Genomic DNA, 26220 nt, shown 5'->3' on the forward strand with positions numbered 1-26220 from the left:
TCATCAATGGAAGTGAACAAACAAAATACGGGGAACAAAGGGAAAACCTTCCCTCTTCCTCCTAAAAAGAAAGATACTACCTGGAAAAGGTGGGTAAAATTTATCTGGATCGGATTCTTTGCTTTGGTTTTAGGAATTTCAGGGCTTTTCTTTGCTGTATCGCAGGGGTTTCTTGGAGAAATGCCGGATGTAAAGGAACTTGAAAATCCCGACATTTATGTTGCCTCACAAATCTACTCTTCAGACGGGGTTCTTTTGGGTAAATTTGAAAAAGAGAAAACGCAGCCTATTATTTATAAAGATCTCCCGCCTTATTTAATCTATGCTTTACAGGCTAAAGAAGATGAGCGCTTCAAAGAACACTCCGGAATTGATTTACAGTCAGTTGCAAGAGCTGTAGTTTTTGGTGGAGGTCGTGGTGGAGGTTCTACCATTACACAACAGCTGGCAAAATTGCTGTTCACAGGAAAAAGAGCTGATAATAAAATAAAAGCTGTTTTTCAAAAACTGAAAGAATGGGTTGTTGCCGTAAGTCTTGAAAAAAGATATACCAAGGAAGAAATTGTTACGCTGTACTTTAACAAATTTGACTTCCTATATAATGCCAACGGAATTGAAATGGCATCGAAGATCTATTTTAATAAGAAAACGTCTGAGCTTACGTTACCAGAAGCCGCAATGTTTGTTGCCATGCTAGAAAATCCTGTAAAAAACAACCCCATGAGAAATCCCGAAAGAGCAAAAGCAAGAAGGGATGTTGTTTTGGATCAGATGCTTAAAACAGGATATTTAGATCAGGAAACTTTTAATAAAGCAGTAGCAACACCTATAAGTATAGATTATCATCCAATTAAAAATATTAATGATGATTATTCAGCCTATTATAAGTTTTATCTGAAAAAGGAAATAGACCAATATCTTGACGATTACGAAAAAGAAACCGGCAAGAAATTAAATCTTTATAAAGACGGGTTAAAAATATACGTCACTCTGGATTCCAAGATGCAGAAATACGCAGAAGAGGCAATCCGAGAGCATTTAACGGATCTTCAGAAAAGATTTGACGCTGAACAGAGAGGAAGAAAAAACTGGCCATTCTATTACCTGAATGATAAGCAGGTGAATGATCTGATGCTTCAGGCAATGAGAAGAACAGGACGCTACAAACTTCTTAAAGCAGACGGAATGCCGGAAGATTCCATTCTAATGGAATTTAAAAAACCTGTTAAAACATCAAGATTTACGTGGGCTGGAGAAGAAGAGGTAGAAATGTCTCCTTGGGATTCTATCAGATGGCACAAGAAAGTGGCGCAGGCCGGATTGATGTCTGTAATTCCAGGAACAGGAGAAATTAAAGCATGGGTTGGAGGAATCGATTGGCAGCATTTCCAATATGACCACATTAAACAGGGTAAAAGACAGGTAGGTTCAACCTTTAAACCTTTCGTTTACGCAACTGCAATTATGAAATTAGGTTTAACCCCTTGTTCTACGATATCTAATGCAAGCTTTAACAAAGGAACTTATCACGTTCCGGGAAGAGGTGGAATGCTTACTTTAAAAGATGCATTGGCACACTCGCAAAACCCTGTTGCGCTTCGTCTTGCCGAAATGACGGGAACACAAAGCGTAATTCAGACGGCCAGAGATTTGGGAGTAACGGAAGAAATCTCCACAAGTTTACCAATGGCTCTTGGAGCTTCGGATATTACCATCTACGAAATGGTTGGAGCTTACAGTACTTTTGCTAACTACGGAAACTACAACAAACCGGAAATGATCTGGAGAATTGAAGATGCCAACAGCAGAGTAATTAAAGAAGTAAATGTAGAACCTAAAGAAGTGATGAATCCGCTGTACGCTTATACCATGATTGAATTAATGAAAGGTGTGGCACAGTACGGAACCGCTTCAGGAGAGTTAGGAAGAAAAGGAATTTCAAAAGATATTGAAATCGCCGGTAAAACAGGAACAACCCAGAACAACTCAGACGGTTGGTTTATGGGGATCGTACCGAAACTGGCAACCGGAGCATGGGTTGGATGGGAAGACAGAGCCACCCACTTCTACGGAACCGGAGAAGGACAGGGAGCTAAAATGGCATTGCCGATCTGGGCGATCTACATGAAGAAAGTATGGGCAGATAAAAGCTTAAAAATCTCTCCGGATGATAAATTCGTAAAACCTTCGGAGTGGAAAGACGGCTGTTCAAACCTTAAAGGATTAGGAGCAGGTTATGGAGATGATGGCGGATTACAGACGCTTGATGAGATTAAAAATCCGAAACCGGCAGATCCAAGCGGACCAAAAACATCCGGTAAAAAAGAAGAAAATGTAAACGAAAACCTGAATACGGGGGAAGACATAGACTTCAATAATAAATAAATTCTTTTTTAGAAATACACAAGACCTTTCAATCATTTGAAAGGTCTTTTCTTTTTAATTTATACCTTTGAAGGATGAATATCGAAAATATACAGCAACCCTTTATAAAAAAATTTCCAGGAGACTTCTCAGGTAATACCCTACAGAGAAACACGCCCAAAGTCTTATTCTCCACCGTTGAGCCAGTAGGTTTTAACAACCCTGAATTAATTGCTTTCAACGAAAAACTTTCAGAAGCAATAGGACTTGGAAAATTTGAGGATAAAGATCTTAATTTTCTTGCAGCAACTCATCTACCCGAAAATATCAAAACCTACTCCACCGCTTATGCAGGACATCAGTTCGGAAACTGGGCAGGACAATTAGGAGACGGAAGAGCCATTCTTGCAGGAGAAATTGAAAACAATTCAGGAAAGAGAAACGAAATACAGTGGAAAGGAGCCGGCGCAACGCCTTATTCCAGACACGCAGATGGAAGAGCCGTTTTAAGATCATCTGTTCGAGAATATTTAATGAGTGAAGCAATGTTTCACTTAGGAGTTCCGACAACCAGAGCATTGAGTCTGGTATTTACCGGAGAGGATGTCGTAAGAGATATCATGTACAGTGGAAATCCGGAACTGGAAAAAGGAGCGGTAATCATAAGAATCGCGGAAAGCTTCCTCCGTTTCGGTCATTTTGAATTGTTATCTGCTCAGCAGGAATATAAAACATTACAGGAACTTGCAGATGACACCATTCATCATTACTTTAAAGAAATTTCTTCGGAAGGGATTCAGAAGTACAAAGATTTCTTCGAAAATGTGTGCAGGAGAACGGCAGATCTTATGGTGGAATGGTATCGTGTGGGATTTGTTCATGGGGTGATGAATACCGACAATATGTCAATTTTAGGTTTAACGATCGATTATGGACCTTATTCGATGATGGATGAATACGATTTAAATTTCACTCCAAACACCACCGACCTTCCCGGAAGAAGATATGCTTTCGGAAAACAGGGACAGATTTCCCAATGGAACTTATGGCAACTGGCAAACGCACTTCATCCTTTAATTAAAGATGAAAAATTTCTGGAAGATGTTTTAAATGATTACGGAAGTTATTTCTGGGAATCGCACGACAGGATGCTTTGCAGAAAATTTGGTTTTGATCAGTTGCTAACAAGCGACGAAAAGTTTTTCACGGCTTGGCAAAGTCTGATGCAGGATCTTCAGCTAGATTACACCTTATTTTTCAATGAGCTTGAAAAATATGATGACCAAAAAGATCTCAGACAGCAATTTGAAAATGTCTCTTATACATTTTTAAATGAAGAAAAACTTTCGAAACTGGAGGATTTTATTAAAACATATCAGTCAAGGTTAGAAAAAAATATTATTTCAAGAGAAAAATCTTTGGAAATAATGCATAAAACCAACCCGAAATTTATTCTTAGGAATTATCTGCTGTATCAATGCATTGAAGAAATTAATAACGGTAAAACCGATTTGCTTACTAAACTGACTCACGCTTTAGAAAATCCTTACCACACCATTTATCCTGAATTTTCAGTGAAAAGACCTTCCGGCTATGATGGCGTTTCGGGATGCTCGATGCTGTCCTGCAGTTCTTAATTTTAAAATCATAAAATCAATACAAAAACTCATCAGAATTGGTGGGTTTTTTATTTTACTTTTGCAGAAAGTTTTTGCAGGTGTCAAAATTCAAAACAAAATTTATCGGTTTTTTTAAATTGCTTTTTCCGTCTACCGGAGTTGAGCTTATTGTTTTTCTGTTTTTTCTCGTTGCGTACGGATATATGGGATCATACATTGCGATTCATCATAAAATTATTTTTGATGCAAGAATTCCGTGGGATGCCTATTTCAGTTTTGATAATAAATCGATTATAATGACGGGCGGAAGTTTTGAGAGACATCCCCTCTCCTATTATTTTTTTAACTGGATTAGAGAACTGGCTCTGCTTTTCTCTAATGGCAAAATGGATGGAAATTTTCGTTTTGCTTTAGCCTGGATGAGTAATCTCGCGGTAAGCCTAAGCGTTCTTCAGGTGTTTAAATATCTCAAGAATATTATCCGACTTCCTTTAGCTTTAAGCATCTTACTAATTTTGTTTTTCGGAGCATTTTCCACGAATATTCTCCTTTCTTTTACGCCGGAAAATTTTACTTACACCTTGTTTTTTCTAACGTTATTTAATCATTATTCCGCTATAAAACTAAAAAAAGAAGAGAGAATTCCGGCTTTGGCACTGGCTTTTTCAGGAATTACCATAGGAGGTTTAACGGTAACAAATATTGTAAAAGTTTTCATACCCGTAGCTTTTGAAAAGAACCTTTTTAAAGACTGGAAAAAATTCGGAAATGCAGTTTTAAGAGGAGTTTTTACCTGCATATGTTTCATTTTGCTTTATCTGAACAGAATTAATTTCAACTACGAAAACATCTTCAGCAAAACCAATGAACAGTATGAAAAATTCTCCAATGTAAATTCCACGCCGACCTGGGATATGATTCTTTCGTACTTTTTTGGCGGAAATATTCTGTTTTCAAATTTCCTTATCCGCGACAAACACAATATGAGCGGCTATCATTACAAAGGGATGATAATGACCGTTTATTCATCATGGATCCCCTATATTTTTATTGCTGTTTTACTGACATTGATTTGTTGGAGTTATTTTAAAAATTTCAGAAATAAACTCGTTCAGGTTTTAATGATTTCATTTCTGTTGGATGTTATCATTCACTGCGTTATGCGTTTCGGACTTCACACTTCTTACATCTACGGAGGTCATTTCGTTTTTATTTATCCTCTATTAATTGGATGGCTGTTTTTTGCTTATAAAGAATCGCCAAAAGTATTATCGTTTTTAACAGCTGTTTTCATCATTCTGTTTGCTTATCTTATCACGAATAACTATTTAAGAATGACAGAATTCTTTTGGTTTTTAAATAAATTTTATTAAAAATTAACTTCTTCTTCTGAAAAATTAAATTTTATAAACATAACAAAAAAACTGAGAAATAATTTTTTCCCAGCTTTTATTTTGTATGAATAATTTTAAATTATTTTGCTTCCGCACAGAAAATTCTGTACTGCACCGCAACCGCCGATTTAAAATATTCTTTTACCTTTGAAAGATCAGAAGCTGCACTTTGTTTTGTGAAATAACTTCCTGCCAGAATTTTATAATTCGGTCTTAGAGAAGCATCTGTTTCCACCTTCAGGTTAGGGAATCTCTTTCTGAAATAAGCTTTTACCTCATTGGCTTCCTCATTACTTTTCACTGTTGTTATCTGAATCTTAAAACCTAAAATTCTGGGGTTTTTTCTGCATATTTCAGCGTTGGTAAGCTCTCTGTTAGGAACATAAATTTTAGTAGGTTTTGATGGAGTATAATCCTCATCATCACTTCGTAAAGAAACTGACGAAGCTGTTTTGGAGCACTTATCTTCGATACTTTCCAAAGCAGTATTTACCTTAGCATCCATCGTTATGGTGAGCTCTGTCCCAGACAAAGTATCTTTTTTTACAACCTGTTGTGCATCAACACCATAAAATGCAAGCACAGAAACCACCGAAATTATTTTGATTAAATTTTTCATTTAAACTTGTTTCCGCAAATTTATACAAATTAAAAAATTATACCAAACGTGGTTATTTAGAATAATTACAAATTAAAAGGAAATGACATTTTCCCCTTTCCATATACCGTTAAATTCCTGTTAAATATATTATTTTTGCGGGATTGATTGAATGTTCAATATTTACTAACATAAGATAATTTAAATGATTAGTTGGAGAAAGCATTATAGACAGACGTTGATCGCAATAGGCTTATTGCTATCGACCAGTGCTTCAATTTACGGGCAGGACGGTGATCCTAAGAATGGTGAAAAGCTTTTCAAAGCGAATTGTACTGCATGTCACGCACTAGACAAAAAACTTGTAGGTCCTGCTCTGGGAGGAGTAGTTGCAAGACTGAAAAAAGATCAAAATCTAGACATTGACTGGTTTCAAAAATGGATAACAAACAATGAGAAACTTAGAGCTTCCGGAGACAAGTATGCCAATGAAGTATACGAAGCAAATGGAAAAGCGGCGATGCAGGTTTTTGAAGGGAAACTTTCAGAAAAGGATATCAACGATATCTTAGCGTACACTACTAATCCTCCTGCTCCAGAACCAGCTGCTACAACAGGAAAAGATGCTAAAGCAGGAAGTGAAGCACAGGCTGCACCTCAAAACTCTACAACTACAAACGTAGTAATCATTTCTCTTTTAGCAATCGCTGCTTTATTAGTTTGGATCTTATTAAAATTAAGACAATTAGTAAAACTGGGGCAATCTGAAGACTTAGCTGGTCTTAACGAAACAAGAGTTAAATCCTTCAGCGAAATCTATGCAAAATATCATTATGTAGGAAAAGGATTAATTGCAATCCTTGCGCTTCTGGCAACCTATGGAATCTGGAACTGGATCATGTGGATCGGGGTTTACAAAGGATATAAGCCGGAACAGCCTATCTATTTCTCACATAAAATCCACGCGGGAGAACAGAAAATCAACTGTCAGTTATGTCACTCCAGTGCAAAATACGGTAAAGTATCTGAAATTCCTTCTATGAACGTTTGTATGAACTGCCACAGAACAATTTCTGAATATAACGCACAGCACTATATGGAGCCTGGTAAAGACAAGGCTTTCTATGACGGAGAAATCCAGAAAATCTATGCCGCTACAGGCTGGGATCCTGCAAAACAACAGTACACAGGAAAAACACAGCCGGTTGAATGGACAAGAATCCACAACATGCCGGACTTCGTATACTTCAACCACGCACAGCACGTTGTAGCAGGTGAACAGGCGATCATCAATTCTTTCAACAAAAAGAACCCTGACAACAAAATTGATGTTGTGTGTAAAGCTTGTCACGGAAAAATCGACACTATGAATGTTGTGCAAATGGCTAACGACTTTACAATGGGATGGTGTATCGAGTGTCATAGAACTACAGAAGTTGACATGAACAACGGTTATAATAAAGAATACTTCAAGAATCTACACGACAAGTTGAAAAAACAGTACCCTAAAGATGGTGGTAAGATTACGGTAGATGCTATTGGAGGTCTTGAGTGTGGTAAATGTCATTATTAATAACTAAAAATTAGAAGTATCAAATGGCTTCAAACAAAATACAATTCAGAAGTATTCACGAACTTAAAGATCCGGCTTTAAACAATAAGCTGGCTCAGAAAGAGTTCCAGGAAGAAATTCCGGTAGAAGATTTCCTTGATGATGCGGAAAAGAACGGTTCTGCTACTTCAAGAAGAGATTTCTTAAAACTATTAGGTTTCTCTACTGCAGCGGTAACATTGGCTGCCTGTGAAGCTCCGGTAATCAAAACGATTCCTTATGTGGTAAAGCCGCATGAAATCATTCCGGGGATTCCTAACTATTACGCTTCGACGTATTTCGATGGTTTCGATTTCGCAAGTGTTTTAGTAAAAACAAGAGAAGGAAGACCTATCAAAATTGAACCAAACCCGGCAGCAGGAGATTTAGGTAAAACCAATGCAAGAGCTCAGGCAAGTGTACTTTCTCTTTATGATAATGATAAAGTAAAACAGCCTAAATTTGAAGGAAAAGACGAAACTTTCGACAAAGTAGACAGCTTCGTTATCAAAGGACTTGAAGAAGCTAAAGCTGCAGGTAAAAGAATCGTTTTATTATCCCATTCTTTTGCTTCTCCTACTTTCAAAAAATTATTTGCAGATTTTAAAGCTAAATATCCTACAGCGGAATTAGTAACCTATGATGCTTATCCTTATGCTGCAGCATTAGACGCAGCTCAGGAAGTTTTCGGAACAAGAGCATTGCCTGTTTACGACCTTAAAGGAACGGAATTGGTGGTTGCATTCCAGGCTGATTTCTTAGGAGATTACAACGCAGGAGGCTTAGAATCTTCTTACGCAGTGGCAAGAACTCCGGGAAAAAATATGTTGAGACACATTCAGGTTGAATCCAATATGTCTTTAACAGGAGCAAACGCAGATTCAAGAATCAGACTAAAACCAAGCCAGGTAAACAAGACTTTAGTTGAAGTTTACAACGCAATCGTTGGCGGTGGTACCTCTGATAAAGCTGCATCTGAAATCGCAAAAGAATTATTGGCAAAAGGAAGCAAAGCAGTTGTTTTCGCTGATGGTTCTAAAGGAGCTCAGGTTTTAGCTCACTTAATCAACCAAAAATTAGGATCTGTAGCTTTCACCGGGAAAGCCAACTTCTTAAAAGATTTTGATAAAGCAAGATTCGAGGAATTCCTTGGATGGGTAAACGGAGGACAGGTTGGCGTATTAATCGCAAACAATGTAGATCCTATTTACTCTTACCACAAAGGAGAAGATTTCAAAAAATCATTATCTAAAGTTCCTTATGTAATTGCAGTTGCAGATAAGAAAAATGAAATGTATAAAGCAGCGAAAGCTGTAATTCCTGTAGCCAACTGGCTTGAATCTTGGGGAGATCTTGAACCTCAAACAGGAGTATATTCATTAATGCAGCCTACGATCCAGAAAATTTACAAATCAAGACAGATTGAAGAATCTTTATTGGTTTGGAAAAATGGTAAAAACAATGCTGCTAATAATTATTATGATTATTTAAAGGCAAATGCCACTTCTATCTTAGGAGCAACTTCTTTCAACAAAGCTTTATATAACGGTATCAATGCTTCTTCAAATGCGACAACATTATCTTACGCAGGAGGAAACGGTGCACAGGCTGTTGCTGAATTAGGAGGTTTCAAACCTTCAGATTTAGAATTGGTATTGTATACTAAGACAGCAATGGGAGACGGAACTCAAGCAAACAACCCTTGGTTGCAGGAATTACCGGATCCAATTACAAGAATGTCTTGGGATAACTACTTAACAATGTCTCCGAAAGACGCAGAAAGATTGGGTATTGATAACGATCTTAACGCGAGAATGCAGTTAGACGGTTCTCTTGTAAACCTTACTGTAAACGGAGTAACAATAAAAGATGTTCCTGTATTCGTACAACCGGGACAGGCAGACGGATCAGTAGGTCTTGCGCTTGGATACGGTAAGAAAAACTCAGGAGCGACAGCAGATACCGGTGTAAATGCTTATCCTTTATTTGACGGTTCTAACTTAGTTGTTTCTAATGTTAAAATCGAAAAAACAGGAGAAGATCACGAATTTGCGGGGATTCAGCTTCAGAATACATTAATGGGACGTTACGAAATTGCTAAAGAAGTTCCTTTGGCTGAGTTCTTAAACGTAGCATTTGATGATGAACACAAAGGATGGAATAAGCCTTTGGAATACCACACCATCAGTGGAGCACTTCCTGCAAGAAAAATCGATCTTTGGGATGCATTTGATGACACGGATGGTCCTCACTTTAACTTATCGATTGACCTGAACTCTTGTACTGGTTGTGGAGCATGTATCATTGCTTGTCAGGCAGAAAACAACGTTCCGGTTGTAGGTAAGGAAGAGATCAGAATGTCGAGAGATATGTACTGGTTAAGAATTGACCGTTACTATTCTGCAAGACAGAAGGTAGAAGTTTATGAAGGATTAAAAGAAGGAATGGCAGTTCCTGAATTATACGGAACAGCTTTCAACAAAGAAGGTGGTGCATTGAATCACCCTGCTGATAATCCTGATGTAATCTTCCAACCGGTAATGTGTCAGCACTGTAACCACGCTCCTTGTGAAACTGTATGTCCGGTAGCGGCAACTTCACATGGTAAGCAGGGACAAAACCACATGGCTTATAACAGATGTATCGGTACAAGATATTGTGCAAACAACTGTCCTTATAAAGTAAGACGTTTCAACTGGTTTACTTATAACCTGAATGACAAGTTCGACTTCAATATGAATAACGATCTTGGAAGAATGGTTCTGAACCCGGATGTTGTGGTAAGAACGAGAGGGGTTATGGAGAAATGTTCTATGTGTATCCAGATGACTCAGACTACTATTCTTGAAGCTAAAAAAGAGAATAGAATCGTGAAGGACGGAGAGTTCCAGACAGCTTGTTCTAAAGCTTGTTCTACAGGTTCAATCAAGTTCGGAGATATGAATGACAAAGAATCTGAAGTGAGAAAGCAATATGCTTCAAACAGAAGATATTATTTACTGGAAGAGATCGGAACAAAACCAAATGTGTTCTATCACACTAAAGTAAGAAACAGAGTAGAAAAATAAAGTTTAAATAATAAATAGGTAAAAAATGTCAGGACATTACGAAGCTCCGATAAGGGAACCTCTAATTATTGGTCACAAAACTTATCACGATATCACGGAAGATATTGCACGACCTATCGAAGAAAGAGCAGGTAAATTATGGTGGATTTCATTATATGCAGCCTTAGTTCTATTCATCTATGGATTCGGATGTATCGCTTACACTATCGGAACAGGTATTGGAGCATGGGGACTAAACAGAACTATTAACTGGGGATGGGATATTACTAACTTCGTATGGTGGGTTGGTATCGGTCACGCCGGAACCCTAATCTCAGCGGTATTATTATTATTTAGACAGAGATGGAGAATGTCTGTAAACAGATCTGCAGAGGCGATGACGATCTTTGCGGTTGTGCAGGCGGCAATCTTCCCGGTTATCCACATGGGTAGAGTTTGGGTAGGATATTGGGTATTCCCTTTACCAAACCAGTTCGGTTCTCTTTGGGGGAACTTCAACTCTCCTCTACTTTGGGACGTATTTGCGATCTCTACGTATTTCTCGGTATCAACAGTATTCTGGTTCATGGGATTGATCCCTGACTTTGCAATGATCAGAGACAGAGCGAAAACGCCTTGGACTAAGAAAATTTATACTTTCCTTGCATTCGGTTGGGGTGGTAAAGCAAAACACTGGCAAAGATTCGAAGAACTATCTTTGGTTCTTGCAGGTTTGGCAACTCCGCTTGTATTCTCAGTACACACTACCGTATCTTTTGACTTCGCAACTTCGGTTATTAAAGGATGGCACTCTACGATCTACCCTCCTTACTTCGTTGCCGGTGCGATTTTCTCAGGATTCGCAATGGTACAGACGCTATTGTTAGTTGCCAGAAAAGTATGTCACCTTGAAGATTACATCACTATGTATCATATCGAAATTATGAACATCGTAATCATCCTAACAGGTGGTATGGTAACTGTAGCTTACGCAACTGAATATTTCATCGGATGGTATTCAGGATCAAGATTTGAAGATTTTACATATCTTTCTCCTGGTGCTGCTGTTGGACCTTACTGGTGGGCTTTCTGGTCACTAATTATCTGTAACCTTGTTGTTCCTGCTTCTTTCTGGTTCAAGAGACTTAGAACGAACATTATCTGGACATTCATTGTTGCATTAATTATCAACATCGGTATGTGGTTTGAGCGTTTCGACATTATCGTTATCAACCTTTCAAGAGATTACTTGCCTGGTTCTTGGACGATGTTTAAGCCAACAATCATTGATGTGGGTGTATATTTAGGAACAATCGGGTTCTTCTCTGTATTATTCTTATTATACGCAAGAACATTCCCTGTAATTGCACAGGCTGAATTAAAATCGATTTTGAAAATCTCAGGTGAAACTTATAAAGCAAAAGAAGGAGATGAGCACCACTAAAATTGTATACGGACTTTATGCTGACGACGACGATTTAATGAACGGCGTTAAAGCATTCAACGATAAAGGAATCAAAATAAACGAAGTCTATACTCCGTTTCCGGTTCACGGACTAGATAAAGCTTTAGGGTTAAAGAAAACAAGAATTTCTGATGCCGCTTTTATCTACGCTTGTTATGGAGTTACGATCGGTGCTACTCTTACATGGTATGTAATGAACCACGACTGGCCTCAGAACATTGGAGGTAAACCAGCTTTCGACTGGGCTCACAATATGCCGGCTTTCGTAGTACCTATGTTTGAGCTTATGGTATTCTGCGCAGCGCATATGATGTCATTAACTTTCTTGGTAAGAAACAAAATGTATCCAGGAGCTCCTGCACAAAACCCGGATCCAAGAACAACGGATGATAAATTCTTAATGGAATTTGTAACTGAAGATGTGGAATCTGTAAAGCAGTTGCTTATTGAAACTGGAGTTGAAGAAATAACTGTTAAAGATGCTTAAAATGAAAAAGAATGTATTAAAAATTACAGCAGTTTTAGGTTTAACAACAGTTTTACTTAACTCTTGCGGACCAAAAGAGAATACTCCGCTGGTCTATTTCCCGGATATGTATTTTCCGGTAGCTTACGATCCATTGATGAAAGCTCAGGATGCTTATTCAGATCATGAAAATGAAATTCCTGCTTTTGTTAAAAATAATTTTGCAACAGGTCTTTCTCCTGTAGAAGGATCAGTAGCTCAAAATAAAGATGGTGTCTTCGAAGAAGGATTACTTCCAAAAACACCGGATGAATACAATGCTGGTTATGATGCTTCTAAAACAGTAACAGCTTCTCCTTTAAACCCTGCAAACGCAGCAAAAGATCTCGAAAGAGGAAAAGGTCTTTTTGAGAAAACCTGTGCAGCTTGTCACGGTGTCGGAGGAGACGGACAGGGACCAATCGTTCAGTCCGGAGCATTCTCTGGTGTACCAAACTATGCAGACAGAGATATTACTGTAGGATCTGTTCATTATGTAATAACCAACGGTAGAAACGCAATGGGATCTTATGCAGGACAACTTAACGCTGGAGACAGATGGAGAGTTGCCATGTATGTAATGGATGCTTTCAAAAAAGGAGCTGCAGCACCTGCGGCGGCTACAGCAACAGCCACGACAGCGGCTGCCCCTGCGAAATCTGAAACGATGACTACCGAAACTAAAAAATAAGAAAAGAAATGTATAGTTTTTCACCAAAATTAAAATCAACTTCTATAATCCTTCTTGTTGTAGGTTTAGTTCTTTTTGCGGTTGGTTTCTTTATGAATAAAGGAATTACTACTGAGAAAATAGAACACATGATGGAAGCGGTTCATGCTTCTGGTCATACAGCTCCTACGCATTCTAGTGAAATGGTAGGACCTCAGGATCACGCAGCTCACCTTGAGCATGCTACTCTTCAGGTTCATAACCAGCCTTTAGCGGCAATACATTTTGTAGCTGTATTTTTCTTTGGAGTAAGCTGCTGCGTATTATTCTTCTATTCTATTCAGCATGCTGCACACGCAGGTTGGCCAATTATCATTACAAGAGTAATGGAAGCTATTGCTTCTTATATTCCTTACGGTGGTGCTATTTTAATCATTTTAATGATTTTAAACATCACACACCAAGGTCACCTTTTCCATTGGATGGATCCGGAATTAACAGACCCAAATTCTGCTCATTTCGATGTGATCTTATTTGAAAAAAGAATTTTCTTAAATATTCCTTTCTATGCAGTAAGAACTTTCATCTACGTATTAGGAGCTTCTTTCTTCGCTTGGAAACTGAAAGCTCAGTCTAAAAAAGTAGACGAAACAAAATCAAGAGTAGAATATCAAATGCTTTACAGATGGGCAGTAGGATATATTGCATTCTTCGGTTTTGCTTCTGCAGCTTGGGCTTGGGACTGGTTGATGTCTATTGACCCACACTGGTATTCTACCATGTATATCTGGTATTCAATGGTGAGCTGCCTTTCAAGTGGTATTGCGGTAATCATTCTTCTAAGTGTTTATTTAAAGAAAAACGGATTCCTTCCTCAATTCAACGATAACCACTTACATGATTTAGGAGTATTCCTATTTGCAACCAGTATGCTTTGGACGTATACATGGTTTGCACAGTTCATGTTATACTGGTACGCAAACATTCCGGAAGAGGTTAACTATTTCTTCGGAAGATTCCAGCACTACTCTCCTACTTTCTTACCAATGCTTATTGTAAACTTCTTATTACCATTATTGGTATTGGTGAGCAGCAGCATCAAGAGAAACTACAAAGTGGTTACAACAATGGCAGTAGTGGTAATTTGTGGTCACATCTTAGATTACTTCAATATGGTAATGCCGGGAACAGTAGGACCATACTGGAAAACTCCTGAAGTATTTATCCTGATCTTAGGAGCAATCTTATTCGTAGTTGGATTATTTATGTTCACTGTGCTTTCAGCACTATCTAAACTTAAACTGATCCCTACAGGTAACCCTTACCTACACGAATCTGAAATTTATGAATATCCTTTCTAAGGAATTTGTAACAACATAAAAAGAAAAAAGACTGATTGTAATGATCAGTCTTTTTTTATGCACTAAAAATTAAAACTGTCCTGCAGCCTTTCTGAATTTTAATTGTCTTAAACTAAGAATGATTTAACTAAAAAAACATTAATTGTATCAATCATGAAGAAAAATCTACTGTTATTATTTTTAACAATCGTTGTAAATTTCGTCAATGCACAAAGCATCACTTTCATTTCGGAAAAAACCAATAAACCACTTCCTAAGATTTCGGTGTTTGGGAAAGACGGAAGTATTGTAGCCTACTCCGATATTGATGGAAAAATAGACAAACAATCCATAAAACCGGATCAGGAAAAGTTTCAGCTGATCTACGATAATATGTCTATCGCTACTTTGTCCTATGCAGATTTTGACAAAGAAATCATTAAAGTAGATGACAGGGTAAAAGATATCGAACGTGTGATCATAAAAAATAATAAACCCGCAAAATATATTTTTGTAAAAGGAAACTTTAACTCTTACGTTACTGTAAACAATAAGTTAAACTGCTACACAGACGGAATCATTACTTACATTTTTGATAATGAAACAAAAAAACTGAAAAGCGTCAATGTAGAACAGTACAGAGCATTCAGGATTGAAGAAAAAAATATCGATAAAAAATCGACAGCATCCTTTGATTATGGCAGAATGATGAATGTACCTGAGATGAAAGACCTTGGAAATATTCAGGAATATAAAAAAAGAAATGCCGTCATTAAAGAACTGAAAGGTGACCGGAAAGATCAGATCGAAATTGCCCACAGTGCTTTACAGGAAAAAGAACTAAACATTTTAGGATACCGTTTTTACGATATAAGAGTAATCTCAAATGCTTCTTACGAGAAAGAAAGCAATAAAACCTTAAGAGATCTTCTGGAATTTAACGACATTCGATTTGTCAAATTAAAGCACAAAAGTGAGCCAGACTACAACCAGTTGATCTTATACAGCAATTTTTATCCTGTGGAAATAGAATTCAGAAATGATAAAGATATCGAAAGTGTAAATTTGAATACCAATAAAAGCAGTTACACAACAAAATATTGGGAAGATCCGTCTTTTCCGAATATGCAGACTGTTTTCAGTTCGTTTTTCAGAGATCAGCTAAAAGAACAACAAAATAAAAAATAAAATCCTCTATTAATAATGGTTTTATTATTTTTGTGGTAAACCGAAAAAAAAATGAAAAAGTTTTCTTTTCTACTAATTTTCAGCCTGTTGCTTTTCACAGCATGCAAGAAAGATCATGTAGATGCTACCAATACTAAAACTTTGCAGTCGAGTATCAATGATATGACGGCAAGTTTACCTACTATTAAGCAAATTAAATTTAACGAAGCGCTCTACATCCTAAAAACTTTTGGAGTGGAAGCTGATGGAGATGTTGCCGAACTGAAAGCTTTAGGACAGTTGATTGACGGTAAAAAAGTGCCGGAAATTATGGCAATGGCAGATCAGGTAGCACAAAAAAACGGAATCGAATGGGCAAGTACAGCACCGCCTTCATTAGGAGAAATGAATATCTTCGGAAATGACAAGGCTAAAGAAAGCGATTCGAATGACGTAAAAGCCAATTCATTGAGCATTACCACAAGACCGACAGGAGATGATGGAACCGGAGCTCCTACTGCGCTTCAGATTGTTCCGAGATTAGTTGATAACGCCGGAAATCCTGTATCCTTTACAGGAGCTGGTCTGGAAGCAACGCTGGAAGTATTCAGCAATGGAGTAAAGCTTTCCACGGCTAAAAATTTAATGCAGGATAACAATTTCAAAGGATTTAATTTAAAATTCTCTTCACTTCCTGCAGCTAAGGTTGTTGATAATAAAATCGATATCACGGTTTCTGTAAAAACAACTGCGAAAACTTTCAAAATGACAAAAATCGGACTGGATGTTAATCCTCTTTTACTGAAAGTTCCGGCTGCTCCGAAAGTAGATTCAACAGCGGTTATTCAGGATCCTGCCGTAATCGATCCGAACAACCCGAATGCAAGCGTTCCTTCTGCAACAGATCCGAACGCAACAGCTCCAACAACTCCTGCCGCACCTAAACAACCGGCTGCAGATCCAAAAAGCACTGTTTCAGGATTTTTAAATAACGTAAGCGCTCAAAACTTAAAAGCAGCTTACAACTCTGCAAGCAACCCGAATTGGGGAAGTTATGAGTCGTTCTCAAATCCGACTTCAGGATTTGGCTCGGTGAAAAATGTAAGCGTAAAAAACATCACCACCAATGCTTCCAATGCAACTTCTGCAAGCGTAAGTGCAACGTATGATGTAACGGATAAAAGTGGAAAAACAACATCTCTGAAAGCAACTTTCGGACTTAAAAATGTAAACGGAGACTGGAAAATTTCCAGCTACAAAATCAATCCGTAAAAAATGGCATCGCAGCAGCTGATCACAAAACTGGAAGAAACCATCGAAAATATACCTGATTTTCCGATTCCGGGAATTCAGTTTAAGGACATCTCTCCCATTTTCCTAAACCCGAAACTGTATGAAGAGGTGATTGCAGATCTGGTACAATTCAGCAAAGGAAAAGTTGATGCAGTATGCGGAATTGAAAGCAGAGGTTATCTTTTTGGGATTGCCATCGCTGTTGCACTGGAAGTTCCTTTTATTTTAATCCGAAAAGCAGGAAAACTTCCACCACCCGTGATTTCGGAAAAATATGATCTCGAATACGGAAATGCTGTTATCGAAACCCGAGAAGGACAGTTAAAATCCGGACAAAGAGTTTTGATTCATGATGATCTTTTAGCAACCGGAGGAACAACTGAAGCCGCTGCAAAATTGGTTAAAAAACAAGGCGCAACCGTTTCTCAGTTCAGTTTTTTAATTGGATTGAAAGATTTAAAAGGCGAAGAAAAACTGAAAAAGTTTAATGCAGAAATCTATCATATCTTAGAATATTAAATTTTAAAAAATAATATAAAATGCTCTGAAATTCGTTTTCCGGAGCATTTTTCATGATTAACTATTCATAATTCACTCATTCACTTGTAATAATTTCCTTTAATTATTCAAATAAAATCAACAATACACATAAAGTATTTTGTAAATCATTCAGAAACAATTAAATTTGCATTTCAATTTTTAATAATTTATGGCAAAAATTACAAACGAGCAGGAAGGTAAAGAAACTGTTGAGTTTTTTAAAGATCTTGACAGAGAGGCTTTAAACACAGAAAGGTTCCTTGAAAAATATTCAAAACCTTTGGGAATTGTTTTCGGACTACTTATTTTAGGAGTTCTTGGCTTCTTCGGTTACAAGCAATTTGTTGTAACTCCTAAAAATGCAGAAGCTGTAAAAAGTTTCCTGGCTGCTCAGAAAAATCTTGCTGACGGTAAAGATAAAGAGGCTTTAGGCGGAAAATCTGCTGCAAATCCGGGTTTCTTAGGAACTTATAACGAATATTCTGCAACCAACGTAGGAAAGCTTTCTGCTTACAACGCAGGTTTGGTGAAATTCAAAGAAGGTAAATTTCAGGAAGCTTATGATCTTTTAGATAGTTTTTCATCTGACAACAAAACATTGATGGCAATGAAATATGGAGCAATGGCAGATGCAAAATCCGGTCTTAACAAAAATGATGAAGCACTTCAGTTATTAGACAAAGCGGCATCAGCTTCAGACGATCCTTACACAACGTATTATTTTACGAGAAAAGCCGGTATCTTAGCTTTAGGATTAAAGAAAAATGCAGAAGCTAAAAAGTATTTTGCAACAATTGACGAAAAATATCAGGACTACGACAACGGAATGTCTGATTCTTATATTGAAATGACTAAATATTACTAAACAATGGCAACAGTTAATCTTTCTGATTACAAGCCACTTAACATAACCAATGCCGATGATTTTTCTATCGGCATTGTTTTTTCTGAGTGGAATGATTTTGTAACCTACAATCTTCGTGATGCAGCTCTGGAAATCCTTCAAAAAGAAGGAGTAAAATCTGAAAAAATCTCTCTTTTTCCGGTTCCGGGAGCTTTTGAGTTAAGCTATGCAAGTATGCAGCTTTGTAAAGAGCGAAAATTTGACGCAGTAATTGCAATCGGATGTGTGATCCGTGGAGAAACGCCTCATTTCGATTACGTTTGTTCGGCGGTTGCACAGGGAATTAAAGATTGTAATGTTCTCACAGATACTCCGACTATTTTCTGTGTTTTAACGGACGATACAAAAGAGCAGTCGATTGCAAGAAGCGGCGGCGATCTTGGAAACAAAGGGGTTGAAGCAGCAGTTACGGCTTTGCAGATGATTGATTTTAAAAAGAATCTTTCGGGCAGAAAAGGGAACATCGGATTTGGGAATTCGTAATTTTCCGAACTGAAAAATATTAAAAAGGACTATTCTTCAATAGTTCTTTTTTTGTCCCAGAAAGTTATCTCCCGAATATTATATTGTGGTATTTTTAAAAATTATGCGCTCAAATAATATTCAATACTTATTTTTGTAAGAATTCATATTCAAATCATAACAATGTTTGTTCAGAAAACAAAACCATTCCTTTATTTAGGAGTCTTTTACCTTATCATTTCTTTAATCATAAGGATTGTATTTTTCTTCCATCCCATTACCACAGCCAGTTTTGGGGTGTTTGAAGTGTTAAAAATAATTTTGGTAGGTGTTCTCAATGATGCTTTGGTTTTTATTTTAGCCAGCACCTTTTTAGCCCTCTATTTTTTATTTTTATCCAATTCAAAATATCAGAAACCTTACGGACAGATCATTTTGGGGATTTTAGTCCTGTTTTTTCTGTACATCCTTCTGATTCCGAACAATATTTTCAAACAATACGGCGGCTCGGTTGCAGAAATCGCGCTGGCTTTTATCGGCTTAAAAATTATCTGCTTCGCATTAATGCTTTTCCTTCCGAAACAACGTTTGAAAATACGGAATGTACTTTATTTCATAACGCTTTTTCTGTACGTTTTACTCATCGTATTCAACGCAGTAAGCGAATATTTCTTCTATAACGAATTCGGACTGAGATATAATTTCATCGCGGTAGATTATCTCATTTACACCAATGAAGTAATAGGAAACATCATGGAAAGCTACCCTGTGGTTCCTCTTTTCTCAGTAATTTTTCTGGTAACACTCTCGATCACATTTTTCATTTTTAAAAGAACTAAAAAAGAGCTTTTGGATCTTCCGGATGTGAAGCAGAAATTTATTTTACTGGGATCGTTTATTCTTTTGATTGGAGTAAGCTTATTTGGATTAAATTTCACTACAAAAATGAAAGGAAGCAGTGTTTTTGAAGAAGAAATTCAGGCAAACGGTCTTCCGAAATTCTATTGGGCATTTACCCACAATGAGCTGGATTATTTTCAGTTTTATCCCGAAATCAATCAGAATCAGGCAGAAAAAAACTTTTTAAGCCAGTTTGCTCCACCTGTCCTGAAAAGAAATATTGTTTCTGCAGAACCGGAACTGAAAAAAAATGTTGTCTTAATTTCTATTGAAAGTTTATCCGCAGATTTTTTAGCACATTATGGAAATACACAGAAAATCACTCCTTTTTTAGACAGTCTGGCCGATAAATCATTAATGTTTACCAATCTTTACGCTACCGGAAACAGAACCGTCCGCGGTCTTGAAGCGTTAACGCTCTGCATTCCTCCTACTGCCGGAGAAAGCATTATTAAAAGAGAGAACAACAAAAATAAATTTACCACAGGAAGTGTTTTCAAATCAAAAGGATATGATGTGAAATTTTTGTACGGAGGATACAGCTATTTCGATAATATGCAGGATTTCTACGCCGGAAACGGATATGATATTGTCGACAGAAATAATTTCAAGCCGGAAGAAATTACGTTTGCAAACGTTTGGGGTGTTGCCGATGAAGACATGGCAAAAAAAGCCATCCAAACCATGAATGCCGAAGCAAAATCCGGAAAGCCGTTCTTCAATCACTGGATGACGGTTTCCAACCACAGACCTTTTACCTATCCTGAAGGAAAAATTGATATCCCCGGAAATGCAAAATCCCGTGAAGGCGGTGTAAAATACACAGATTATGCTTTGAAAAAATTCTTCGAAATGGCTAAAAAACAGGACTGGTATAAAAATACGGTCTTCGTTATCATTGCAGATCATTGTGCTTCCAGCGCAGGAGACACAGAACTTCCGATGGATAAATACAGAATTCCAGCAATGGTTTTTTCAGAAGGATTTATCCAGCCGCAGAAATTTACTCAGACCATGTCTCAGATTGATGTGATGCCTACTGTTTTCGGTTTGCTGAACTTCAGTTATCAGTCGAAATTTTTAGGACAGGACGTTTTCAGCAAAGAATTTCAGCCGAAAGCTTATGTTGCAACCTATCAGGATTTAGGATTTGTGAAGGACAATTATTTAACGGTTATTTCTCCGGTAAGAAAGGTTAAGCAATACGCTCTGGTTCAGCAGAAAAACAATCTTGCTCCGGAATTTAATATTTATTTTGATGAAAATCCTTTAAAAGAAAAGGAACAGAATAAGCCGATGGTGGATGCAGCGATTTCAGCGTATCAGTCGACTTCTTTCTGGCTGAAAAAAAATCAGCTGAATCGATAAATATTTTGAAAATATCATAATCCGCACAAAAATTGTATGGTTTAAATTTTTAAATTTACCAACAAATAAAAAATACAAACTATGAGATGGACGGACGACAGAGGCGGTAATGTGGAAGACAGACGCGGACTTGGCGGCGGAGCCGTTGTAGGAGGCGGACTGGGAACGCTTATTATTGCTGCAATTATATTCTTTCTGGGAGGAGATCCTTCCTCAATTCTTTCTTCGGGAGCAGGTTCCGGATCTCCGAGAACAGAGCAGAGAGAACTGACTGCGGAAGACAAAAAAATCGGAGAAATGATAGACATGATGGGAAAATGGAACATCACGACATGGGATCAGGTTTTTCAGGAAAACGGAATGCAGTATACTCCACCGAAAATTATCCTCTTTTCGGAGACTACACAGTCCGGCTGCGGAGTGGCACAGTCTGCAATGGGACCTTTTTACTGTCCTGCAGATCAGTCTGTTTATATGGACATGAGCTTTTTCAATGAACTTCAACAAAGATTCGGCGCTAAAGTAACGGAATTTACGGTAGCCTATGTTTTGGCACATGAAGTTGGACATCATGTTCAGACGCTTTTAGGAACAACGCAAAAAGTAGATCAGCTACGAAGAAGCGGACAGTATTCTGAAGCAGAAATGAACAGAGTTTCTGTTGCCACAGAACTTCAGGCAGATTTTTACGCCGGAGTATGGGCAAAAAGGACGGATGCTGAAAAGCACATTTTGGAACCCGGAGATATTCAGTCGGCTATTGAAGCTGCTGAAGCGGTAGGTGATGATAATATCCAGAGAAGATCACAGGGATACGTTAATCAGGAAAGCTTTACGCATGGATCATCTGCGCAACGTAAAGAATGGTTTATGAAAGGATACAACACCGGAGACATCCGACAGGGAGATACTTTCAATCAGCTTTTGAAATAATTATTTAAATCAGTCAAATAAAAACCCTGAAGAACCAATCTTCAGGGTTAATTTTTATTGTAATTCTATCGGGTTGCTGTTTCTTTTTGCTTCCTCTTTTACTCTTTCTTCCATACGTTTTCTGAAATCCCCGGAATTTCCTCCACCGAATCCACCGCCGCCACGGTTTCCTCCACCACCGTCAATCCTCATCGGCGCACCCATTCCGCCGCCTTGTGTCATAAATGACATCGGATCTGCCATGAATTTTTTCTGCTGTTTTACATAATCGTCTCTTTTCACTTTAATGGTATTTCCGAACTGGCTCATTGTCGGAAAGTCTGCGATTTTGTAATTTTTCATCAAATCGAAAGAATATTCTCCTTTATCGTCCTCTACTTTCACGATAAGTCCGGGAAGTCCGCCGAATTTGTATGGTCCGTCCTGATAAGGCAGATCTGTGGTAAACCACGCCGTCCATTTTCTTCCTCCAAAATCTGTTTCTGCTTTCTGAACTTTATAATCTCCGATTTTTGTGGTTTCTGAAGCAATTTTCCAGTTGATCGGGCGGTCTTCCTCGTAAGTATAAATATCTCTTCCGATTCTGTCTTTGAAGGTTATTTTCTGGCTTTTCTTATCTTTTTCAACAGAATAATTGATGTTTGACCGTAAAGCTTCCATCTGATCTCTGTTAAAACCTCTTGCTCCTCCACTTTGTATGGCTGCCTGAATGACAGAATCTCTTTTAATTCTGTTTTCGGAATAAAAAACAGATTTTTCCGGAGAAATATCCAGATACGCATTTTCTGTTTTGGTATCATTTTTATTGGATGCATCGGGTTTCATCGTCACCTGATATACAAATCTGTTGGTTTGTGCAAAAGCGGTCTGCATGAACAGAGCCAAAGCAAGAATGCCTAATTTTTTCATTTATAGTATATTTTTTGTAAACCGTAATTTTAAAGACTACACAAAAAAAACGTGAAATCTTTGTTTTATTTATAGATTTAAAATCCAGATCAAAGTTAAATCAAAAACTACCTAAAGCGTTTCTATTGTGGAAACTTTAAACTTTTTTAACAATAAATTCATCCGCGAAACACATCTATTAAGAACAGAATCATTAAAATAGATATCTTCGATTTGAGATTGCGGAAATTAGTTCGTATTTTTGCATTATTAAATCATTCTAAATAAATACAATGATAAAAGTATCAGATCAAGCAAAAGCAAAAGCCATTCAGCTGATGACAGAAGATGGTTTTAAGCCTTTTGAAGACTATATAAGAGTAGGGGTAAAAAGCGGAGGATGCTCTGGTTTAGAATATGTTCTGAAGTTTGATAACGAAAAAACAGATGCCGACCAGATTTTTGAAGACAATGATATTAAAATTATTGTAGATAAAAAATCAATCCTCTATTTGGCTGGAACCACTCTTGAATATTCAGGAGGTTTAAACGGAAAAGGATTTGTTTTTAACAATCCGAATGCATCCAGAACCTGCGGATGCGGTGAGAGTTTTTCTTTGTAAAAAGACATTGGATGCAGATTTCAGATGTACATAAAAAATCAGATCTGAAATCTGTCTTCTAAAATCTTAAAAAAAAATAATGAATAAATATACTGAAGACGATCTAAGAGTCGATCTGGAAAATAAAAAATACGAATTCGGATGGGAAACAAAAATCGATTACGAAGATTTCCCAACGGGTTTAAATGAAGACATCGTCCGTGCAATTTCTGCTAAAAAAGAAGAGCCGGAATGGATGACGGAATGGCGTCTGGAATCGTTCAGAATCTGGCAGAAAATGACTGAACCGGACTGGGCAAATATTAAATATGAAAAGCCTGATTTTCAAGCGATTAAATATTATGCTGCGCCAAAAGTAAAACCTGAACTGGAAAGTCTGGACGAAGTAGATCCTGAATTGCTGAAGACATTCGAAAAATTAGGAATCAATATCGAAGAACAGAAAAGACTTTCAGGTGTTGCCGTAGATATTGTAATGGATTCCGTTTCTGTAAAAACAACGTTTCAGGATACGTTAATGGAAAAAGGAATTATTTTCTGCTCCATTTCCGAAGCAATAAAAAACCATCCTGATTTAGTAAGAAAATATCTTGGAAAAGTAGTTCCGAGAGGAGATAATTTCTATGCAGCTCTTAATTCCGCAGTATTTTCTGACGGAAGTTTCTGCTACATTCCGAAAGGCGTAAGATGTCCGATGGAATTGTCTACGTATTTCAGAATCAATCAGGCAGGAACAGGTCAGTTTGAAAGAACACTTGTGATTGCAGATGAAGGAAGTTATGTTTCTTACCTTGAAGGCTGCACAGCTCCGTCAAGAGATGAAAACCAGCTTCACGCAGCGGTTGTTGAGCTGATCGCAATGGATGATGCCGAAATTAAATATTCCACCGTACAAAACTGGTATCCGGGAAATGAAGAAGGAAAAGGAGGGGTTTTCAATTTCGTAACGAAAAGAGGACTTTGCGAAAGAAATGCAAAAATCTCATGGACTCAGGTTGAAACAGGTTCTGCGGTAACGTGGAAATATCCTTCATGTATCTTAAAGGGCGACGGATCCATCGGTGAGTTCTACTCTATCGCAGTGACGAACAATCATCAGTATGCGGATACAGGGACCAAGATGATCCACATTGGCAAGAATACCAAATCTACCATCATTTCCAAAGGTATTTCTGCAGGAAAATCCAATAATTCATACAGAGGTCTGGTAAAAGTAATGCCTTCTGCAAAAGGAGCAAGAAATTTCTCTCAGTGCGATTCTTTACTGATGGGGAATGAATGTGGAGCTCATACTTTCCCGTATATTGAAATTAAAGATCCGACTGCACAACTGGAGCACGAAGCAACGACTTCAAAAATCGGGGAAGATCAAATTTTCTACTGTAACCAGAGAGGAATTGATACAGAAAGAGCTATTGCTCTGATTGTAAATGGTTTCAGCAAAGAAGTTTTAAATAAACTGCCAATGGAATTTGCCATTGAAGCTCAGAAATTGCTTGAGATTTCTTTGGAAGGTTCTGTGGGGTAATGTTTATCCTTAAGTTTGACACATTGTTTGTCATTCTGAACAAAGCAAAGCGGAGTGAAGAATCTAAGTTAAAATAGATTTCTCCTTCGTCGAAATGACAAAACAACGCATTAAAGATTTGTTTAAATTCTTAATGTTCAAAATAAATAAAAATAGTATTTCATTTGCAAGTGTAAGTACTTTTGTAATCAATGGTTTAGGATTATAAAAGATAAATGTTAGTCTGCCCTTGCGATAAATTTGAAAATATGTTAGAGATAAAAAACTTGCACGCCAAAATTGAAGACGGCGACAAAGAAATTTTAAAAGGAATTAATCTTGAAATAAAGCCGGGTGAAGTTCACGCCATTATGGGACCGAACGGAGCCGGAAAATCTACCCTTTCTTCTGTAATCGCAGGAAAAGAAGATTATGAAGTTACAGACGGAGAAATTATTTTCGGAGGTGAAAACATCATCGAAGATGCTCCTGAAGAAAGAGCCCACAAGGGAATTTTTCTTTCTTTCCAGTATCCGGTAGAAATTCCGGGAGTTTCTGTAACCAACTTCATCAAAGCAGCAATGAACGAAAACAGAAAAGCTAACGGATTGGGAGAAATGCCGGCAAAAGAGATGTTGGCAATGATTCGTGAGAAATCTGAAAAATTAGGTATTAAAAAAGATTTCCTTTCAAGATCTTTAAACGAAGGATTTTCCGGAGGTGAGAAGAAAAGAAATGAAATTTTCCAGATGATGATGCTTGATCCGAAACTGGCTATTCTGGATGAAACTGATTCAGGATTGGACATTGATGCGTTAAGAATTGTTGCAGACGGTGTAAATGCTTTCAAAAATGAAGGAAATGCAGTTCTCCTGATTACTCACTATCAGAGATTGCTGAACTATATTCAGCCTGATTTTGTTCATGTTTTAGCGAACGGGAAAATCATCAAAACTGGTGATAAATCTCTTGCGTTAGAGCTTGAAGAAAAAGGGTACGACTGGCTTTTAAATTAATTAAAAGATTAAAAAATTCGGAGATT

Annotated in this window: 21 protein-coding genes; 19 read left to right on the forward strand and 2 right to left on the reverse strand. The window is 37.5% G+C overall.

All coding sequences use genetic code 11. The features are described from left to right. Nucleotides 1–6: 6 nt before the first annotated feature. The 3 genes from KKI44_RS12850 to KKI44_RS12860 all read left to right on the forward strand — a co-directional run bounded on the left by KKI44_RS12850 (nucleotide 7) and on the right by KKI44_RS12860 (nucleotide 5356). Nucleotides 7–2385, forward strand: coding sequence for a transglycosylase domain-containing protein (locus tag KKI44_RS12850; protein WP_214587641.1), 2379 nt, complete (start codon nucleotides 7–9; stop codon nucleotides 2383–2385). Between the two features lie 74 nt (nucleotides 2386–2459). After that, on the forward strand, nucleotides 2460–4001 hold the full coding sequence (locus KKI44_RS12855) for a protein adenylyltransferase SelO (RefSeq protein ID WP_214587642.1): 1542 nt from the start codon (nucleotides 2460–2462) through the stop codon (nucleotides 3999–4001). An 80-nt stretch (nucleotides 4002–4081) separates the two neighbouring features. Then, complete coding sequence (locus tag KKI44_RS12860; protein ID WP_214587643.1) at nucleotides 4082–5356, forward strand: DUF6080 domain-containing protein; 1275 nt, start codon at nucleotides 4082–4084, stop codon at nucleotides 5354–5356. 100 nt (nucleotides 5357–5456) lie between these two features. Here KKI44_RS12860 and KKI44_RS12865 read toward each other — a convergent pair whose 3' ends face one another. Next, nucleotides 5457–5996, reverse strand: a complete 540-nt coding sequence (locus tag KKI44_RS12865) for an SPOR domain-containing protein (RefSeq protein ID WP_214587644.1) — start codon at nucleotides 5994–5996, stop codon at nucleotides 5457–5459. Between the two features lie 184 nt (nucleotides 5997–6180). On the opposite strand from KKI44_RS12865, the gene KKI44_RS12870 reads away from it, so the two are divergent. The 13 genes from KKI44_RS12870 (at nucleotide 6181) to KKI44_RS12930 (ending at nucleotide 22160) form a co-directional block, all read left to right on the forward strand. Then, complete coding sequence (locus KKI44_RS12870) at nucleotides 6181–7548, forward strand: c-type cytochrome (protein WP_214587645.1); 1368 nt, start codon at nucleotides 6181–6183, stop codon at nucleotides 7546–7548. Between the two features lie 23 nt (nucleotides 7549–7571). Continuing rightward, a complete protein-coding gene (locus KKI44_RS12875) occupies nucleotides 7572–10634 on the forward strand; it encodes a TAT-variant-translocated molybdopterin oxidoreductase (protein ID WP_214587646.1) in 3063 nt (1020 codons plus the stop codon). A 25-nt stretch (nucleotides 10635–10659) separates the two neighbouring features. Next, nucleotides 10660–12057: an NrfD/PsrC family molybdoenzyme membrane anchor subunit gene (gene nrfD, locus KKI44_RS12880; protein WP_027381049.1), complete on the forward strand. Its 1398-nt coding sequence runs from the start codon at nucleotides 10660–10662 to the stop codon at nucleotides 12055–12057. After that, nucleotides 12044–12565 carry a DUF3341 domain-containing protein gene (locus KKI44_RS12885; protein ID WP_076393898.1) on the forward strand — a complete coding sequence of 174 codons (522 nt, stop codon included), beginning with the start codon at nucleotides 12044–12046 and terminating at the stop codon, nucleotides 12563–12565. The genes nrfD and KKI44_RS12885 overlap by 14 nt, the downstream gene beginning before the upstream one ends. Beyond that, on the forward strand, nucleotides 12558–13274 hold the full coding sequence (locus KKI44_RS12890) for a c-type cytochrome (RefSeq protein ID WP_214587647.1): 717 nt from the start codon (nucleotides 12558–12560) through the stop codon (nucleotides 13272–13274). The genes KKI44_RS12885 and KKI44_RS12890 overlap by 8 nt, the downstream gene beginning before the upstream one ends. An 8-nt stretch (nucleotides 13275–13282) precedes the next feature. After that, nucleotides 13283–14614: a quinol:cytochrome C oxidoreductase gene (locus KKI44_RS12895; RefSeq protein ID WP_076393902.1), complete on the forward strand. Its 1332-nt coding sequence runs from the start codon at nucleotides 13283–13285 to the stop codon at nucleotides 14612–14614. A 153-nt stretch (nucleotides 14615–14767) separates the two neighbouring features. Continuing rightward, nucleotides 14768–15781, forward strand: coding sequence for a hypothetical protein (locus KKI44_RS12900; RefSeq protein ID WP_214587648.1), 1014 nt, complete (start codon nucleotides 14768–14770; stop codon nucleotides 15779–15781). Nucleotides 15782–15832: 51 nt separating this feature from the next. Beyond that, nucleotides 15833–17032: a hypothetical protein gene (locus KKI44_RS12905; RefSeq protein WP_214587649.1), complete on the forward strand. Its 1200-nt coding sequence runs from the start codon at nucleotides 15833–15835 to the stop codon at nucleotides 17030–17032. A 3-nt stretch (nucleotides 17033–17035) separates the two neighbouring features. After that, complete coding sequence (locus tag KKI44_RS12910) at nucleotides 17036–17572, forward strand: adenine phosphoribosyltransferase (protein WP_214587650.1); 537 nt, start codon at nucleotides 17036–17038, stop codon at nucleotides 17570–17572. A gap of 190 nt (nucleotides 17573–17762) precedes the next feature. Beyond that, on the forward strand, nucleotides 17763–18458 hold the full coding sequence (locus KKI44_RS12915; RefSeq protein WP_214587651.1) for a tetratricopeptide repeat protein: 696 nt from the start codon (nucleotides 17763–17765) through the stop codon (nucleotides 18456–18458). Between the two features lie 3 nt (nucleotides 18459–18461). Further along, complete coding sequence (gene ribH, locus KKI44_RS12920; RefSeq protein WP_214587652.1) at nucleotides 18462–18980, forward strand: 6,7-dimethyl-8-ribityllumazine synthase; 519 nt, start codon at nucleotides 18462–18464, stop codon at nucleotides 18978–18980. Between the two features lie 162 nt (nucleotides 18981–19142). After that, nucleotides 19143–21227, forward strand: a complete 2085-nt coding sequence (locus KKI44_RS12925; protein ID WP_214587653.1) for an LTA synthase family protein — start codon at nucleotides 19143–19145, stop codon at nucleotides 21225–21227. A gap of 81 nt (nucleotides 21228–21308) precedes the next feature. After that, nucleotides 21309–22160: a neutral zinc metallopeptidase gene (locus KKI44_RS12930; RefSeq protein WP_214587654.1), complete on the forward strand. Its 852-nt coding sequence runs from the start codon at nucleotides 21309–21311 to the stop codon at nucleotides 22158–22160. A gap of 54 nt (nucleotides 22161–22214) precedes the next feature. On the opposite strand, the gene KKI44_RS12935 is transcribed toward KKI44_RS12930, so the two are convergent. Next, entirely contained in the window at nucleotides 22215–23069 is an 855-nt protein-coding gene (locus tag KKI44_RS12935) for a GLPGLI family protein (RefSeq protein WP_214587655.1), read from the reverse strand. Nucleotides 23070–23341: 272 nt separating this feature from the next. On the opposite strand from KKI44_RS12935, the gene KKI44_RS12940 reads away from it, so the two are divergent. From KKI44_RS12940 to sufC, 3 genes are all read left to right on the forward strand, one after another. Further along, nucleotides 23342–23671, forward strand: a complete 330-nt coding sequence (locus KKI44_RS12940) for a HesB/IscA family protein (RefSeq protein WP_214587656.1) — start codon at nucleotides 23342–23344, stop codon at nucleotides 23669–23671. Nucleotides 23672–23750: 79 nt separating this feature from the next. Further along, complete coding sequence (gene sufB / locus KKI44_RS12945) at nucleotides 23751–25199, forward strand: Fe-S cluster assembly protein SufB (RefSeq protein ID WP_214587657.1); 1449 nt, start codon at nucleotides 23751–23753, stop codon at nucleotides 25197–25199. Between the two features lie 248 nt (nucleotides 25200–25447). Continuing rightward, a complete protein-coding gene (gene sufC / locus KKI44_RS12950; RefSeq protein ID WP_087711759.1) occupies nucleotides 25448–26194 on the forward strand; it encodes a Fe-S cluster assembly ATPase SufC in 747 nt (248 codons plus the stop codon). Nucleotides 26195–26220 lie beyond the last annotated feature (26 nt).

It is taken from the genome of Chryseobacterium sp. ZHDP1 (assembly GCF_018603435.1).
GTDB classification, from domain to species: Bacteria; Bacteroidota; Bacteroidia; order Flavobacteriales; family Weeksellaceae; genus Chryseobacterium; species Chryseobacterium indicum.

Coding starts and splice junctions, on each gene's coding strand:
- KKI44_RS12850 (WP_214587641.1), top strand. CDS start 7: ATGGAAGTGAACAAACAAAATACGGGGAACAAAGGGAAAACCTTCCCT.
- KKI44_RS12855 (WP_214587642.1), top strand. CDS start 2,460: ATGAATATCGAAAATATACAGCAACCCTTTATAAAAAAATTTCCAGGA.
- KKI44_RS12865 (WP_214587644.1), bottom strand. CDS start 5,996: ATGAAAAATTTAATCAAAATAATTTCGGTGGTTTCTGTGCTTGCATTT.
- KKI44_RS12870 (WP_214587645.1), top strand. CDS start 6,181: ATGATTAGTTGGAGAAAGCATTATAGACAGACGTTGATCGCAATAGGC.
- KKI44_RS12875 (WP_214587646.1), top strand. CDS start 7,572: ATGGCTTCAAACAAAATACAATTCAGAAGTATTCACGAACTTAAAGAT.
- nrfD (WP_027381049.1), top strand. CDS start 10,660: ATGTCAGGACATTACGAAGCTCCGATAAGGGAACCTCTAATTATTGGT.
- KKI44_RS12885 (WP_076393898.1), top strand. CDS start 12,044: ATGAGCACCACTAAAATTGTATACGGACTTTATGCTGACGACGACGAT.
- KKI44_RS12890 (WP_214587647.1), top strand. CDS start 12,558: ATGCTTAAAATGAAAAAGAATGTATTAAAAATTACAGCAGTTTTAGGT.
- KKI44_RS12895 (WP_076393902.1), top strand. CDS start 13,283: ATGTATAGTTTTTCACCAAAATTAAAATCAACTTCTATAATCCTTCTT.
- KKI44_RS12900 (WP_214587648.1), top strand. CDS start 14,768: ATGAAGAAAAATCTACTGTTATTATTTTTAACAATCGTTGTAAATTTC.
- KKI44_RS12905 (WP_214587649.1), top strand. CDS start 15,833: ATGAAAAAGTTTTCTTTTCTACTAATTTTCAGCCTGTTGCTTTTCACA.
- KKI44_RS12910 (WP_214587650.1), top strand. CDS start 17,036: ATGGCATCGCAGCAGCTGATCACAAAACTGGAAGAAACCATCGAAAAT.
- KKI44_RS12915 (WP_214587651.1), top strand. CDS start 17,763: ATGGCAAAAATTACAAACGAGCAGGAAGGTAAAGAAACTGTTGAGTTT.
- ribH (WP_214587652.1), top strand. CDS start 18,462: ATGGCAACAGTTAATCTTTCTGATTACAAGCCACTTAACATAACCAAT.
- KKI44_RS12925 (WP_214587653.1), top strand. CDS start 19,143: ATGTTTGTTCAGAAAACAAAACCATTCCTTTATTTAGGAGTCTTTTAC.
- KKI44_RS12930 (WP_214587654.1), top strand. CDS start 21,309: ATGAGATGGACGGACGACAGAGGCGGTAATGTGGAAGACAGACGCGGA.
- KKI44_RS12935 (WP_214587655.1), bottom strand. CDS start 23,069: ATGAAAAAATTAGGCATTCTTGCTTTGGCTCTGTTCATGCAGACCGCT.
- KKI44_RS12940 (WP_214587656.1), top strand. CDS start 23,342: ATGATAAAAGTATCAGATCAAGCAAAAGCAAAAGCCATTCAGCTGATG.
- sufB (WP_214587657.1), top strand. CDS start 23,751: ATGAATAAATATACTGAAGACGATCTAAGAGTCGATCTGGAAAATAAA.
- sufC (WP_087711759.1), top strand. CDS start 25,448: ATGTTAGAGATAAAAAACTTGCACGCCAAAATTGAAGACGGCGACAAA.